Below are 16,226 nucleotides of genomic sequence, written 5' to 3' on the forward strand. Positions count from 1 at the left end.
AAAAAAAGCACCATTAACAAACGTCCGAAGAATAAGAAATTCTCCAAAACGATTGAACGGTGCTTCCGTGTAAATATTTTGTTAATAGTGCCTTTTCATAATCATCATAGCCAACTCAAAATGAGATGGATAGCATAAGCGATAAAGAAATAAAAGTGCTCTTGCAGGAACTTTTCTGATATAAATGCGGTTTAAACTTTCGGTTTTTTGACCATAAAGTTAATAAGCGATTCGATTATTCAACCAGAAAAGTATCCTTTACCGGTTGGAAAACCGATGAACTAACACCAAAATTCATTGATATCAAGGGATTCTTGAGATCGGCCAAGCGCGGTGAATTACTACTTCTTGATCTGAGTCTGTAAAATAGATTGTGTAAACTCCCAAAACTATTAAAATGAAACATAGTAGAAAGGTTGGGAGAACACATGGGACTTTGGGATAAACAACAGCTGCGAGCTTTCATTAAAGAGAATAATCTGGTGACCGCGCAGGATGCACAAAACGCCTTGAAAGATCTGTTTGCAGAAACACTTCAGGAGATGCTGGAGGCCGAAATGGACCAGCATTTGGGTTATGAGAAGCATGTCGTGAAGAGCAAACAGACGACAAACAGCCGAAACGGCAAGAGCAAAAAGAAGATCACCAGTGAATATGGTGAGCAGCAAATTTTGGTGCCTTGAGACCGTGAAGGTGAGTTTGAGCCGTTAGTGGTCAAGAAGCATCAGTCCAATGAGACAGGCATTGAGGACCAAATTATTGCACTTTATGCCAAAGGCGTCAGCACTCGTGAGATTCAGGACCATCTGCAGCAGTTGTACGGCCTCGATGTCTCTCCGACCTTCATCTCTAACGTGACCAACAAGATTATCCCTCTCGTGAAAGAGTGGCAGAATCGCCCCCTACAGAGCGTGTATGCTGTGGTGTTTCTGGACGCCATTCATTTCAAGGTGAAACAGGATGGGGCTATTGTCAACAAGGCTGCTTACATGGTCATTGGCATTGATTTAGATGAAAACAAAGACGTTCTTGGCATGTGGATTGGTGAGAATGAGTCTGCAAAGTTCTGGCTTAGTGTGCTCAATGAATTGAAGAATCGCGGTGTTCAGGACATTCTCATTACTTGTGTAGATAACCTTACAGGCTTCTCACAAGCGATTTCAGCATGCTATCCCAGCACGGAAATCCAAAAATGTATCATCCACCAAATCCGCAACTCCACCCGTTATGTATCCTACAAAGATCTCAAGAAGGTGACCTCGGATTTAAAGCCCATCTACAAGGCCACAACAGAGGAGATGGCTCTACTGGAATTGGATCGGTTTGAGGAGATCTGGGGCGCCAAATATCCACTCATTGTCCGTTCCTGGCGCAACAATTGGGAAGAACTTGCCACGTTCTTTAAGTACCCGCCTGAGCTTCGCAAGCTTATTTATACGACCAATATGATTGAGAGCTACCACCGCCAACTCCGTAAAGTAACGAAAGGGAAAAGCATCTTTCCTACGGATGAATCGCTGCTCAAAATGCTCTATCTGGTGACGGTCGATGTCACCCGCAAGTGGACAGGCCGAGTCCAAAACTGGGGTCAGATCCTGCTTCAATTATCCGTCTTTTATCCTGAACGGATTGGCCAGCATCTGCCTTAAAGAGCATCTTCTTCTCTTAACAGGGGAACTCTTGATTTAGAGTTTACACAAACTTATTGACAGACCCCTTGATATCTCATTCGGTTTTCCAGGCAGTTGGTTTAGTAATTGTTCGGTTATTTGACCAGTCGAGTATTCCAATTCAACAAATGGGATAAGCCTATAATTGATTGAAAGTGAAAACCCGTTAACATCTTTGGGTGTTAATTTAATACGGTCGATGAAGGTCAGGCACAGCGTTCTTAGCTCAGTATTGAATAAGGAAGTCACATCTGCATGTTTGAAGTGCGAGTAAACTTCATATAGGGCCTTATCGTCGTTCAGCAGATTAACCTTTTCAATAGCTTGGATTAGCTTTAGCTTCTCTTTCCGAATGACCTCTAATGATTGTTTGATGCGATGGATGGTATTAGACAAATCTTCAGAGTTGTCTTGTTGGTTTAGCAATCGTTCATTCAATAAAATGCGATCTTCTGTTTGATCAACTGATTTTTTCAAAGCTTGCAACGTTTTAAGCCACTTGGATAGGATCTTTTTACTTTCGTTGATCATCTCATTGAGGTTTGAGGTCCACTTTTTTGCTAGGTCCGCGAGAACTTCATCATGAACTTCATCGGCACGAATCGTTTCTTTGCATGTAAGGCATCGGTACACCTGATATTGCTTGCTTTTTGACTTAGGTGAATTATCTTTTGCGACTAGGATGGAATTGCAGTTACCGCAATGAAGAAGGTTACGCAAGAAGAAAGGTGTATCTAGCTTACCGTATTTTTTCTTATAATCTTTCACTTGTTTGACGATTGCGAACATGACGGGCGAAATGATAGCCTCATGTACGGAATCAAAAAGGCCGAAATCACCAGTGTCACTTGCATTCATGAACGAGTTTGAATGTTTTACATTCCAGCGGAGTTCACCTGCATACGCATAGTTATGAAGGATATAATCAATCGTACTGCTGTGCCATTTGCTAATATATTTCGTTGTCACACAATTAGCATTGAGAAATTCAGCAATCTTGTCATTCGAATTTCCCCAAGAAGCTAAATCGAATATAGTAACCACAATCGGGGCCTCATCATTGGCGATTAGTACACCTCCAATTAAATCGTAGCCGATAGGAGAACGAGCTCCAGGTCTAACCTTGTTTTCCAGTAGGCTAGATTGAGCATCTATTGCACGAATCGATTTGATTTGAGATTCTTCGGCGGCAAACACAAATTTTGCTTGGACGATAGGATCGTTAGGATCCCATTCGCCCGGTGACTGAGTACTAATAAATTTAACATGAGGATATCTCTCCTTGATCGGGCAATATATTTCCTCATAGAAGTCAGATATTCTGCGGGTCAGCCGACTTTCATCGTAAAAGATGATTGCATCGGCTTCATTTGCGTCGTTAATTAATTCTCTCAAGTTTTCTCTCTTAGCTGCACGTTTACGATACGCACTTTCCGCTTCGTCGAATCTCCATTTAATGATCTCGATTCCTTCTTGTCGGGCTCTCTCGCGTATCATTCTCTTTTGGATTTCTTCCGAATGATTGTCCATTTGTTTGTTGTCTGAAATTCGGAGATAGCCCACACCTTTCAACTTGACCACCACTTATTAACCAACTCCTTTCTGCTCTGATGCAAAGCTATACATGTTAAATTCCAGATAATCGTGATGTATATTGATTTCTTTGATCAGAAGCTCAATTAATATTTCCAAATCCGATTTAGTCAAATTTCGTATGGCTCGAGGTACGATACTTGTAATGGATGTCATTTTATGTTCTAAGGATCGTAGTTCCACTAGTTCTCGATCAATCGTATCAATCTTATCCTCTATATGCTGAATTTTAGATTCTGAGTGTTTGCGTAACATACCATGATGAATGAAATCGGCGCTTGCTAACAACAAGAGGGATTTTTCCCATAAATGCTTATTATGTTGCTTTTGATGAAGAAGCTTATCCTGCACACCTTTAAGATGGGTTCGAAACATAGGCTCATATATTGAGAGGGTAAAGCTGTTTATCTCATTCAAGATCGTTTTTTCGATAAATTGGTTAAGTTCATCCAATTCAATTGCTATTTGTTTATGCCGTTGACCGCAAACAAAGTAGGATGGCTTATTTAACATTTTCTTAAATTTCATTTCGTTGTTGCAAATTCCGCAAATAGGTTGAAAGATGATTCGCTCTTTGACCCGCGCGACCTCATCCTCATACTCTTGAACAAATTTTTGAAGAGTTACTTGTGCTTTTTCAAAAAGTTCAAGAGTGATAATCGGTTCAACATGGTTGAGTTGATCATAGCCATAATCTGTGATGCAATGAGCTGCATAAAATGGTCTTTGTAATATTTTCATTACTTTTGCGTGACCACTTAGCTTCTTCCCATACGTAGACAATATATCCACAAATTCTGTTTTCGTTTGAATTTGGCTAAATTCTTCGAATAGAGAGTTGATCATATGGCTGCGATCATAATCCCTAAAGAATTTTACATTCTTTTTGCCTTCGCTTGTCTTCTGTTCAATGCGCTCATATCCAATGGTTTCCCCGGGGAATCTCTTTCTTGCATCATCCGTACGTCGTCCAATGTTTTTACCTTCTTGTTGGGCGAAGATCCCGTAAAAACTTTCGATGCTAGAGTTTTTATGGAATGGAATGGAGTTTGAAGCTGTATAAACGACTTCAACATTATGGAGATTCACCAAATCATTGAACTGTGAACCCTCGTAAAAATTTCGATATGCTCTATCTCGCGCATAGATGATGATTGTCGCGACTTTATCTTCACTTACCATTCGTAGTAGCCTGTTAAAATTCGGGCGATTTTTCATGTTGTTCTTCGTCGCCGAAACATTAAAATCTTCGAGAAAGAGAACATCTTCCTCATTGATATTTCTCATCTCTAAGACGTTTTTTGCCGCGGCTTTCTGTTCTCTTAAGTTTTGTGATCCGGAACTAACGCGTGTGTACACAACAACTAGCTTTTTTTGCAATTTTACAACCCTCCTTACAATCTGAATCTTCTGTCGGCTGACTCCAAAAGTTTCGTTTTAGCCGAGAAGTCGATGTCCAACTCGTTTATTAATAATTTGGTTATTAGCTTTTGAATCCACACCGCTGATTCTGCCGGCAGATCTTGCGCATATGTGATTTTTGTAATTCGTGATTTTGACATTTAGATCTCTCCCGTCAAGTTTATGCTTATAACCATACTTGACAGGAGAGGTCGGGATTATACCTTCTGTTCCTCTAGTAGGCCTTTTTCATCCGCTTGGGGAAGGTCTAGTTGTAATTGAACAACGAATTGATGATCGGCATCTGTTTCAGTTATACGAGGGATGAATATTTTCTTCGGGCTTGAACATGGGAACTGATACCTTTCAAAAGACTCGTTCATTCTGCATCCCCCTCAAAGCTCTAAGTCTGTGCATAAAAATGTGTCTTGAAATATGATGCTTTTCGCTGTGTCTGGCACATCGACATAGAGATTGCCGAATTGTGAACTTTGAAGCTTTGTTTGTTTCACGTTTCAATCTTGGCCCTCCTTCATGATCGTTTTAGGAAAGATGGACTGTAATATCGAGAACAAAAAAGGACCGGATATCCCATGTGCTTCAATAACATTGAAAGCACATAAGATATTCCGGTCCTCCCGTGATTTATCTTCTGTTGAAGTTATATTTTTATACTTATTTAATTCTAGCATTTGTTGTGGATGCATCTTTCCTTGACTCTATTAAAAACAAAAGAGACCAAGATGTCAAATTTAAAACTGATAAAAGTATTACAATCTTGACTCTTGCAAAAACTTTGTCATCGAAAACCATGGATAAGTAGGTCGGAAATTAACGCTTTAACAGAACCTTTGTCGATGTTGTAAAAATAAAAGGACATCGCACCGATTCCAGCGAAATTGTTGGTCACCACAACACAACAGTTTCCAGAAAAGGGGATGTCCCAATTCCATGGTATGCGTACACAAAGCAATCGTCAAGTTTATTTTGTCTCTTCAGTTGGGGTTTAGTAAACCTCAAATTCGCCATCTCACTTCGATCGTTAATGGCATTATTCTTTGTGAAGGACGGAAGAATATATCGACGATCCGTGAAGCTGTTGGTAAAGAGCGGCACCTCAGCTCGACTACCCGATTCTTGAATGACTCACCATGGTCTGTGAATTGCTTGCAAAAGCGGCGAATGGAACAAATCATGCAAGCCATTCGAAATCAATGTAAGAATCGCGGTAGGCAGATTATCTTCCTTCTCTTGGACGATACTTCATGTAAGAAAGAATCAACCACTCGCCGTATGGAGGGGCTCGACTTCCACTACTGTCACGAGAATGGAAAAAGCGTGTGGTCCCATTGTATCGTATCGATGCATGTCGTCTCCGAGAGGCAATCCTTTGCCTGGGATTATCGTCCGTATTTCCGTGAGAAGTATTGTGAAGAGCACCACCTCGGCTTCAAAAGCAAAAATGAGTTAGCCATGGAGATGATCAGAGCTTTTCCAGCGGACGCAACCGATCGTGTCTATGTGCTTGCGGACAGCTGGTATACAAGTCGTGATCTACTGGATACCTGCAACTCTCGCGGCTTTCATGTCATTGCAGCTGTTAAATCGAATCGAACGATCTGCCCAGCAGGTATTCGAACTTCCATGTCCGACTTCGCAGCGACCTACATCGATAACGCGGAGCTCCGCTCCGTAACCGTGGAGAATAAACGTTACCGTGTCTATGCTTACGAAGGTCCGCTTGCGGATACAGAAAATGTTCGGGTGTTATTATCTTGGGAAGGCAAGTTTGACGCAAACGTATGCCCGTTTTGTATCGTGTGTACAGATCTAAGCTTGGATCTCGTTACGATCTTAAGCTATTACCGTACACGCTGGCACATTGAAACGGGATACCGTTACTTCAAAGAATTGCTTGGCTTTGATCAATACCAATTGCTATCGTTTAAGGGCATTAATCGGTATTGGGCGATTCAATTTTTGACCCAGAACCTCTTAGAGACTCAAAGAATGGAATGGTCTAAATCTTCAATCAAGTTAACGCTTGGCGATGTGGTACGAAAATTTCGTCATGAGCATAAGGGGCGATTGATGCTCTATGTCTATGAACAAGCGATGCAGAAGAAACCGCTGTTCGACATATTGCGAGATCTAAAGATGATCTCATAACGCCTATTTAACCGCTAACACAACCAGTCTGTCTTTTTTCAGATCTGGTTAGCTTTTCTGCAAGAGCCAAGTTACAATATAATTTTTAGAGCAGATACTTAGTCGCTCTATATATTGTGGGTACAAGTAGGGTATCAATCTAGTGAAAAATATACCCATATATCGAATAGAGTTATATAGGTCATGAGAATTTTTTTGTAGAAGAATAATCGCCTCCAGACAAAAAGGATTAATTGAATAAGGTCTATAGGACTGATTTAATATGATGTTCCTGTCACTTGTAGGAGCTTTTCTTTTTGTCGAAAATGGCAAAAATTTCTGGAGTTTAAAGGGTATATGGTCTATGCTAATTATAGTTATAGCGCGTGCTGAAATGATAGAAAGTCACTCTTATCCCCCTACAACGTAGGAGGATGTGAGTTTGGATAGATCAATGGAAGCTTTGCCCCATTTGTCTAGGCGAATGCCGAGAGGCTATTTTACTACAAGAGAGGAGATAGTTTATGACGTTTAGGGAAAAAATTCAACAATTGCGCAAAGGCGCAAGCGAGGCTCAATCTGCAACAAAGATTATCGATAAGCTCAAGGCGCTTAAAGATAGCAACGGTCCAGATACATCGTATAGATGGATATGGGAGTTGATTCAAAACGCTAAGGATGTCGTGAATACAAGTGGATACGTTGATATTGAGATTAAATTTAGCGAAGTTAATAAAACTATTGAATTTAAACATAATGGTCGATTATTTACGACTGAAAACATAGTTTTTTTGATTGAGCAGGTCTCAACAAAAGAACGCTCATTGACTGCTGAAAATAAGAAAAAATCTACTGGTAAATTTGGAACGGGTTTCTTGACTACACATTTACTTTCTGAAAGAGTTCAGGTGCACGGATATTTACAAGATGAGAATGAAAGCCCTCGTTCCTTCGAGACGTTATTGGACAGGACTGGACAAGACAAAACATCAATCATGAATGCCATAAGTGATAGTTGTGATATGCTAGACAACGGAACAGAGTGTACTGTGAATGAGAGTCACATGAATACAAAGTTTGTTTACGAATTGGATAGAGTAGGAATAGAAACGGCAAAGTCAGGCCTAAAAAATCTTCTGATTTCTATTCCTTATGTATTTGCATTTGTGCCGGAGTTAGGTTCAATAACCATTAGTGTGGATGATTATCAAAGAGTAATTCGGAGAGGGGAAAAAGTAGCTGTAGAACTTGAATCTGCTAATGTTACCGAGGTGCAAATCTCAACATCCAAAGGAGGAAAAACGACCTATGAAAATAGGTATGTCTTTGTGCAAGCAAATAATGAGGTATCGATCGCTGTAGAAATTAAAAAAAACAGCACAAATGAAAAACATTTAATTGGGCTGCATAAGGAATTGCCACGGATTTTTTGCGATTTCCCCTTATTAGGCACTCATGATTTTGCATTTCCGGTAGTTGTCAATAGTCCATTGTTTAATCCCACAGAGCCTCGTGACGGCATCCCCTTGATTCATTCCGAGCGTTCAGGTGGTGACTCAGATGAGAACAGAAAAAGAATTATAGAAGCAATAAACCTATATAACGATATGCTTGACTATTTTGCAACGAAAGGTTACAAAGACCTCTATAATATTGTTAAGATTTCTGAACAATCCGAAAAAAATTGGCTCGACTCAGATTGGGTTGGGGAAATCCTTATTCATCCAATCAAAGAGCATATAAAAACAACTACTTTCATTCATAATAGTTTGGATGAAATTTGTTCTCTTTATGATGTTTGGGGTACCTCAAGCATTTTGATTATGAAAGATGAAACTCCTGAATATAGAAGTAAAGTTTGGGAGTTGTCAAATATATTGATGCCTGCGAAGATGACCCGAAAAGATGAAATCGAAAACTGGTACAACTCATTGTGGGTGGAGTGCCGCAATTTTGGCATTATTGAACTAATTAAAGAGGTTGAGGACTGCGGTAATTTGGTGACCCTGAGTACTCGTTTAGGCTGTGATTCGATAAAATGGCTTAACGATTTAATTATTCTTCTGTATCATAATTCAAGTAAGTTCATTGCTGAAATAGGGCGTAATCCATCCATTCTTCCTAACCAATGTGGCGATTTCTTACCTTTGGACAGAATATATGCTGAAAACAATATCGGCGAAATATACAAGGATATAGCCTTAATTGCAGGTATTAATTTCAGAGAAAGATTGCTTGATAACAGGGTTTCAAAAGATTACCTGCAAGGGTTACAAGAATTTAACTTAAAGAATGTATTTAGTGAGCTTATTCAAACCCAAATTAATCAAGAAACAAAACCTGAATTTTATAAAGCTATCATCAATCTTCGTGCAGGAAAAAATGAAAAGCAAGATGAGTTTGTTGATATTGCTAAATGCCTATATCCAAATTGCTTTGATCAGTACAGCAGAGTAAATTATCTTAATGATAAACTGCTCTCCGACGCATTGAAGTTTTGGAGGGAGAAGATTTGTATAGATTTAAGTGACTGTTCTTCTATTAGTAGTGTCCTTGAGCAATATGACTTTCAAAATGACAGAGAAGTAGCTGAATGGGTTTCAAAATTGGCAAACCATTTCAGAATATGTGAGGATGAAAACTTACTTGATAGATACGCAGTATTACCAAATCAAATTGGGGATTTCATGTGTAAGAGTGAAATCTTTTTTGACGACGGAAGTCTTAATGAAATTCTAAAAGACGCGGCTACGTATTCAGGCAATGACGTAAGGGAAAAAATGTTGTTTGAAGGCATTGCAATTGAGGTACCCTTAAACCGAACAATATCGCTTGAAACTATAGCTCCAACAATCACTGACTATGTTAGAAATAACAATAAATCAATAAGACTAAACGATTTCGAGCTAAGAGAAACATTTAGAAACACTTGCGCATGGATTAGGGACAACCGCAAGGATAGTAGAGTTAGTAAAGCTTTTAAAGAACTTATAGAAAACCTTCATTGGTTTTATGACGATGAAGAAATTGCTGAAAGTATGGCAAAGTCAGAACAGTATGATGAAATTTTAAAAAGATATAATGTAGCTGATATAAATGAATTGACTAAAATACTTGCATCTCAACCATCTACCGGGAGCGAAACTATCAGCATTTCAAAAGAACTGCTTGCTCAGTGGGGCATATCATCAGAAGAAGAGCTTCACAAAGCACTGTCAAAAAATGTTTTCGGTTCTGCTCAAATCCACTATTCCAAAAGTGATCCTGAGGTTTTTAGTTACGTTAAAGATATTCTGAATCGCTCAAGAACTAATATTGTAAACTTTTTGCATGAACATGATGATTATGATTTTGATAAAAACAACCTTCAGCTTATAAAAAATACAGCGAATACGATTTTTAGAGTTCGTAAATTCGAACAAGAAATTTACATTATTGCTAGACCTTCAGATTTTGAACAAATAATCTTGTACTACGATACGGAAATAGATTTGCTAGATTTCGATAAAGACTGTGAGTTGTGGGTGGAGGATGGGGTTGATCCAATCCCCAAAAAGATCACCCTTGGCAGAATATTGAAATTGACAGGAGTAAATAAGATTCCATTGAGGAGTTTAAAGCATAATGATTGATAGACATACAATCAGTACATTGTTAGGTTCAACATCTTTTAAGAACCTAGTCGGTGTAGGAATGGAATTAAAGCCTTATGAATTGGCTTTGCTTATGTTGCGTGCATTAGACAACTCCGAAGAATATGGGTATATAGTGATGGGTGTATCTAAGCTTATCAACAATTACGCGGTTGTTGGGTTAAGCCTCACGGTTAAAGACAGTGCTAAAGAACCTATCTCTACTGCATTGAGCCTTATATCCGTTGAACTTGAGGTTGAGTACGATAACATAGATGTTAATGGGAAAAATGTATTTGTAATAAAGTTGAAGAATAGCCCCAAAGCTCCTTCTATGAATTTTACAAGAGATCTCGATTCGCAAGAAGGTTTTATCAAAAATTTAATTGTAGCTTGTTTAACTTTACAAGCAAGAAAGTATTATTCTAATGCAAGTGAAGACGAGCGTAATGATTATATTGGTGACATGCTTGGAGCCATCGGTTATAACATAAAAGACCAAACTAGACGAGGAAGTTCTTCGTCAGGCAAAGGTTCTGGTGAACTTGATATATTCGTGTCAAAAGACAGATTACCGTTTACTGTTATTGAAGCAATGAATCTTAGTTCTTTAAGTACAAACTACATTAACGAGCATTTGGATAAGATTTTTTCATACGATACTTCAGGAATAAATTCAATGTATGCTTATCTTACGTCAAAATAGCGGATTTCAATTCTTTCTGGGAAAAATATTCTGTGCATGTGGCTAAGTACAGCTATCCTTCACCTTTACTTTCATCAGACACAAGTATTGATGATGAATATGGGTATTCTGAATTAAGAATAATGAAGACCAATCACAGTCGATCGGGTAGAACGGTTAGCTTGTATCATATTTGTGTTAGAATTCATTGATTTATATTATTCTCAATACCCATTAATCCAACTTTAAATCTAAATTACGAAAGCCTATAAAAGCAGGTATTTTAGAACAACAGACTTGGAGTTCGCATCCAGTTATGGAGTCTGGATTGGCACTTGGCACCAGTTGGGATGAAATAAGCCTTAACGTCCCCCCTCTTCATGTGAAAGAGCAACGGGATTCCCAATACATAAAGTGGGATTATTGCTTCATTCCAATAAAATACTTTTTCGCTCCATTCACAGCCAGACCTCTTTGTTTTGGAAAGAGGCGTTTAGCTTCAACGTCATCTGACGGCGCACAAGGTCGCGCCTGCAGAACGGAAGTTCTCTCGCCTAAACCGCTGGACGGTGTACGACCGGTGGATCGGCCCTCAGCAATTTTTGAACAGATTATAGGCCTGTTGTGTGTAGTTGGTGAGGGAGTAGTGATTAGGAGCCACGTTTACCTGTTAGAGTCCGAACACATTACTGTTTGGGCTTTACTATTTTGCAACATATTCCAAACTGAGGCAAGGTGGTTAACCAGGCTACAGCCCGAAAAAAGAAATGATGCTTCGGACGATCATTATCGTTATCGAAGTCCGTAGAGAGACGGAATCAAAGTTTACTTCGAACTACAAATCAGCCAGTTCATTCGTACGATAAGTGTCGAGGTTGACGGCATGGTAGATTTGGATAAGGCGCTTGAGTGAGGTATATGGGACTAGATAGAGATGAGGCTCTTGCAGACAGCAGGGGTCTTATTTATGCACATATAGCTATAATAAATCAAAATTTTCATAATTCGACAGCTGAATTCGACATGAAATTTATTTGTGTGAAAGTAAAATAGATATATAGATGCAGTCAAGGGGGTTGAATCAAATGAATGTTAAGATTGTATTGCTTACAAAGTCACGAAAGTACAATAATTACTGTGTTGCTGGTATTGATTTCCGTACCGGCAAATGGATCAGACTTGTATCAAGTCAAGCAGATATTCATTGTGCGGTACCAGAAGTAGATTTAACTTATGAGAATGGCACTCAAGCTGAAATTTTTGATGTAATAGAAGTTCAGTTAACCAAGGCAGCACCTCAATATTTTCAACCAGAAAACTATGAATACGATTCTGAGTATTATTGGAGAAAAGTGGGGGTGTCTTCGCTTGAAAAAGTGAAAGAGTTAGTGAATCAAAATGTAGATTCTTTTGTTTTTCATAATTCGGACAAGCGATTACTAGGTTCATTTGTTTCAGGGTTAACTGCTTCGAAAAATTACTCACTTAAGTTTGTTTTTGTTAAAAAAGCTACACTGGTTGTTGAAAAATACGAAACAAAGATAAAGCACAAACTCTCATTTACGTATAATGGAATAACATATAATGATTTAAGTGTAACGGATGATGCATTTATTCGACCGTACCAAAATATAGGTAGTTTTGATTTAAACAACGTAGGGTTAGTCATAAGTTTAGGGGAGATTTTTAAGGTGGACCAGTGCCACTACAAGCTTGTGGCAGCGGTGATACATTAACCTTTAGTGGGAAACGTGCTAGGAAGATTCGAAAGCAATTTTAAGGTTAAAATCAAGATTTTATGGTACAATAAGGGTATAGTTCGAAAGGAGGCATCAAAAATGAACCCCAAAGGAAAAGTATTTACATCGAACCCAGCAGGGTTGAAGAAAATCAATTTTGATGCAGATATCTTACTCATCACACGAGCAGGTGTTGAAATTGCAGGTGCTGAAATAGTAAGAGATCTCTCCCCTTCTTCCGACTTGTTTCAGACGTACCTAAATCAATGGAAAGACCGACCTGGAGAAGAATGGTGGTCAAAATATGAATCAAGATTTTTAATCGAACTTAAATCCAATGCAAAACTGAATGCACTTCGCGATGTCTACAAACGATTATTGCGTGGAAAGAACGTTGTTCTCGTTTGCTTTTGTAAAGACCACCGTTATTGTCATAGGAAACTGGTTGGCGAGTTTTTTGAACAGTATGGGGTAGAGGTGCGGGAGTTAAATCCAATCACTGTAGAACAAATTACGCTATTTTAGGGGCTAAATATATGAAACAAGAAATATGTACAATTGGATTTGCGAAAAAAAGCTTGGAACAATTTGTGGATTTAATGAAAGAGGCCGGTGTAACTCGTCTTATAGATACACGTCTTAACAATACATCGCAATTATCTGGTTACGCGAAGAAGAATGATCTTTCATACGTTATGAGATTAGTGGGCATAAAATATAAACATGATGTTATGCTTGCCCCAACAGAAGATATTCTCAGTGCTTATAAAAAAAAGCTAATGAGTTGGGATGAGTATGAGAAACAGTATATAGGTTTACTTGAAAAAAGAAAAGTTGAGAATCGTATTGATGATATCCTAGAAGAAGAAGCCACTTGTTTCTTGTGTAGTGAGGATAAACCTCATCATTGTCATAGAAGACTACTGGCGGAGTATCTACAGAATTATAAAAAAGAAATTAAGATAACTCATTTGGTTTGATAGTATTGTATCTCACTAGCGTTGCATTAATGTTCTCCGAATCTTCATAATATTCAGTCTTTTTAAAGTTCGCAAAAAAAATCCCTTACAATAAATTTGGTAGGTAGCCCTGTCCATAATCCATTAGATTAATCGCATTTTCGTTTGGTAAATGGCCTGCACCAATATGTACGAAAACGTTCACAGAACAAGTGGCTGAAACATGCAAGATAAGTACACAATGAAGCGTAACTGTAAAGCAGAGATGGCCTGCGGCATATCGCTGATGACGTACTCAGTAAGCTATTTCAAAAAGAGTTTGGGCTTACGTCGATATCGGTATACCAAGTTAGTCGTAGCACAATAAGGTGGAACCGGATCAGCTCCAGCTGGTGTTTGAACGTCTCGTCAAACGGATCTCTTGACGTATCGTGCACAGGCTCATCAGATCAAGATTAAGATCATTGACTCGACGACCTTTGCCCTTTGCTTGCAGAAGTACCAGTGGCACAGTTTTGCAAGAGAAGACTGGCATCAAGATCCACATGCAACTTACATATATCGGCGAACAAGATATTATTCCGGAGAAGGCAACCATAACGGCTGCTAAGAAGAATGACCGTACACAGCTTGATGAGCTTATCGGTTTGATAAAATAGTCAGAACTAGAGTGAAAAAACGGTGAAGTTCCATTTATTTTGTATAAAACAAAAGAAAGTTCAATTATGTGTGATACTGATGGATTTATACCCGAAGAAACACAACCGATTGTTAACGAAACAAGAGCCACATCAAATAAAGTTGTATTTGGAATCAATTCACAAAATTGATGGAGGTTCAAACTAATCCACATAATAGTACCAGGTAAACCTAGTGGACAGCATTCTTATGAGAAGTGCTGTCTTTTTCATGGATGAAAATATAAGAATGCATAGAAGTAGTAAAACTGGAAAACTTTTAAAATGAAAGTTCTTAGCGATTCTTTCAAAATAAGTGTTGAAAAAAATGCTTGACGGGGACAAAGTCCCTACTTGTTAAAATTAGTTGTGAAAGGGGGCGAATCATGTGAGACCAAAAGAAATTCAAGAAAGACTCGGTATTGATGCTGACAGAATTAAACTGTTTAAACGAGAAGGTATCTTCTTCCCTGAGAATCCGCCATCTGGTAACAGAAGTACAAATTACACTCAAACTGACTGTGAGAATCTGAGACTTCTTGTAGTGCTGACAAAATCAGGACTTACATGCAGAGACATAAGAAGGCTTCAGAATGGCAAATGGACTTTGAAAGAAGCCATTGTCGCACGTAAACAAAGTATTGATGCCGAAATCGCCAGAAAACGTAATTCATTGGCATTATTAGAACTTCTTGACTCTAATGCGGAGTTTGAAACATTTGAAACAGAGCGCTACTGGAATGTTATTGCTGAAAAGGAAGCTGCCGGAGAGAAATTCATCGATATCGAAGTTATGTATGACTATCGTTCAGTTTCGCTAATACGCAATATCAGGTGCCCACACTGTGGTGAAGGGGATGAAGTCAATTTGGAAGATTACATGTATGATCAGAGTAGTAATGAGAGTGAAAATGGTATGGGGCCCGATATTGTGTATAGCTTTAATTCTGAAAATAGTTATGAGTGTCCCGAATGCAGTAATGTAATAAAAATTGAAGGGTGGATTCGAGAGTATCCTATGGGCGCTTATGATTCAGAGGATATTACCGTTGAAGAACGGGAGGATTAATTATGGCATTAACGAGGGAAGAAAAGAATCTTTTAAAAAGATTAGCCTCAGGAGCATTTGAAGGATTTGTCGGAGATGATTTGACTACTACCGGTGGATCTACTGTATGGAAACAGATTAAGAACGGTGTTCCGGCAATGTTTAAACAAGGCCCCAGCAGAAAATTCTTTAATGGTAAGGAGAATGAGCGCATTGTAGGTGTAATGCACACTTTACAAGAATGGGCTACAGATGAGCAGAAGTTAGAATTTCTCAAAAAGTTTGGATGGCTTATGAAGGATGAGGCCGTTAATGCCTACAGTGCTAAGTTCAAACCAAAAAAATAACAGAAGAAGTAAGAATAAGTTTCACCATCACCGGATTCGTTCCAGTATCCATATATTTGCCGGGAGCATCGTTGAATACTCATCAAGTACCAGTCGTCGTGTTGATACAATTGTTCGCAATATTATGAAGGTAAACACCACTACATCAATATATCTGCGATTACCACTCAAGCCATGTGGAGTGTTGCTCACTGTTGGTCTGGACTGTCAACAGTAAATCAGACAACTTTTTTAAGGGCCGCAGCTTTATACTGAACGGGTGTCATGTAACCTAGTGAACCATGAACCCGGTGTTTGTTAAACCAGTTCACATAATCATATAATTCT

At 38.8% G+C, this 16,226-nt stretch carries 12 protein-coding genes and 1 pseudogene; 9 read left to right on the forward strand and 4 right to left on the reverse strand.

Features of this window, described 5'->3' with window-relative positions:
* Positions 1 to 428 precede the first annotated feature (428 nt).
* Positions 429 to 1,649: pseudogene (locus ACH6EH_RS16105) on the forward strand (IS256 family transposase).
* Between the two features lie 36 nt (positions 1,650 to 1,685).
* Here the strand turns inward: ACH6EH_RS16105 and ACH6EH_RS16110 are convergent.
* From ACH6EH_RS16110 to ACH6EH_RS16120, 3 genes are all read right to left on the reverse strand, one after another.
* On the reverse strand, positions 1,686 to 3,254 hold the full coding sequence (locus ACH6EH_RS16110) for a recombinase family protein (protein WP_397333073.1): 1,569 nt from the start codon (positions 3,252 to 3,254) through the stop codon (positions 1,686 to 1,688).
* 3 nt (positions 3,255 to 3,257) lie between these two features.
* The gene (locus tag ACH6EH_RS16115) at positions 3,258 to 4,643 is read right to left on the reverse strand and encodes a recombinase family protein (protein ID WP_397333074.1); all 1,386 of its coding nucleotides are present in this window, start codon (positions 4,641 to 4,643) and stop codon (positions 3,258 to 3,260) included.
* 239 nt (positions 4,644 to 4,882) lie between these two features.
* Entirely contained in the window at positions 4,883 to 5,047 is a 165-nt protein-coding gene (locus tag ACH6EH_RS16120; protein WP_397333075.1) for a hypothetical protein, read from the reverse strand.
* Positions 5,048 to 5,615: 568 nt separating this feature from the next.
* Here ACH6EH_RS16120 and ACH6EH_RS16125 point away from each other — a divergent pair.
* The 8 genes from ACH6EH_RS16125 to ACH6EH_RS16160 all read left to right on the forward strand — a co-directional run bounded on the left by ACH6EH_RS16125 (position 5,616) and on the right by ACH6EH_RS16160 (position 15,899).
* A complete protein-coding gene (locus ACH6EH_RS16125) occupies positions 5,616 to 6,833 on the forward strand; it encodes an IS701 family transposase (protein ID WP_397333076.1) in 1,218 nt (405 codons plus the stop codon).
* A gap of 503 nt (positions 6,834 to 7,336) precedes the next feature.
* Positions 7,337 to 10,444 (forward strand): ATP-binding protein, encoded by a 3,108-nt coding sequence (locus ACH6EH_RS16130; RefSeq protein WP_397333077.1) that lies wholly within the window; start codon positions 7,337 to 7,339, stop codon positions 10,442 to 10,444.
* Positions 10,437 to 11,150, forward strand: a complete 714-nt coding sequence (locus ACH6EH_RS16135; RefSeq protein WP_397333078.1) for an RNA-binding domain-containing protein — start codon at positions 10,437 to 10,439, stop codon at positions 11,148 to 11,150. The genes ACH6EH_RS16130 and ACH6EH_RS16135 overlap by 8 nt, the downstream gene beginning before the upstream one ends.
* Positions 11,151 to 12,214: 1,064 nt before the next feature.
* Positions 12,215 to 12,865, forward strand: a complete 651-nt coding sequence (locus ACH6EH_RS16140; protein WP_397333079.1) for a dual OB domain-containing protein — start codon at positions 12,215 to 12,217, stop codon at positions 12,863 to 12,865.
* Between the two features lie 102 nt (positions 12,866 to 12,967).
* The gene (locus tag ACH6EH_RS16145) at positions 12,968 to 13,393 is read left to right on the forward strand and encodes a DUF488 family protein, N3 subclade (protein ID WP_397333080.1); all 426 of its coding nucleotides are present in this window, start codon (positions 12,968 to 12,970) and stop codon (positions 13,391 to 13,393) included.
* Between the two features lie 11 nt (positions 13,394 to 13,404).
* Complete coding sequence (locus ACH6EH_RS16150; protein WP_397333081.1) at positions 13,405 to 13,848, forward strand: DUF488 domain-containing protein; 444 nt, start codon at positions 13,405 to 13,407, stop codon at positions 13,846 to 13,848.
* A gap of 1,044 nt (positions 13,849 to 14,892) precedes the next feature.
* The gene (locus ACH6EH_RS16155; protein WP_397333082.1) at positions 14,893 to 15,573 is read left to right on the forward strand and encodes a helix-turn-helix domain-containing protein; all 681 of its coding nucleotides are present in this window, start codon (positions 14,893 to 14,895) and stop codon (positions 15,571 to 15,573) included.
* Between the two features lie 2 nt (positions 15,574 to 15,575).
* Positions 15,576 to 15,899 (forward strand): hypothetical protein, encoded by a 324-nt coding sequence (locus tag ACH6EH_RS16160; RefSeq protein WP_397333083.1) that lies wholly within the window; start codon positions 15,576 to 15,578, stop codon positions 15,897 to 15,899.
* A gap of 218 nt (positions 15,900 to 16,117) precedes the next feature.
* On the opposite strand, the gene ACH6EH_RS16165 is transcribed toward ACH6EH_RS16160, so the two are convergent.
* On the reverse strand, positions 16,118 to 16,226 hold a 109-nt coding region (locus ACH6EH_RS16165), incomplete at its 5' end, for an IS3 family transposase (protein ID WP_483875084.1).

This window comes from Paenibacillus sp. JSM ZJ436 (assembly GCF_044383795.1).
In the GTDB taxonomy this organism is placed as follows: Bacteria; Bacillota; Bacilli; order Paenibacillales; family Paenibacillaceae; genus Paenibacillus_AQ; species Paenibacillus_AQ algicola.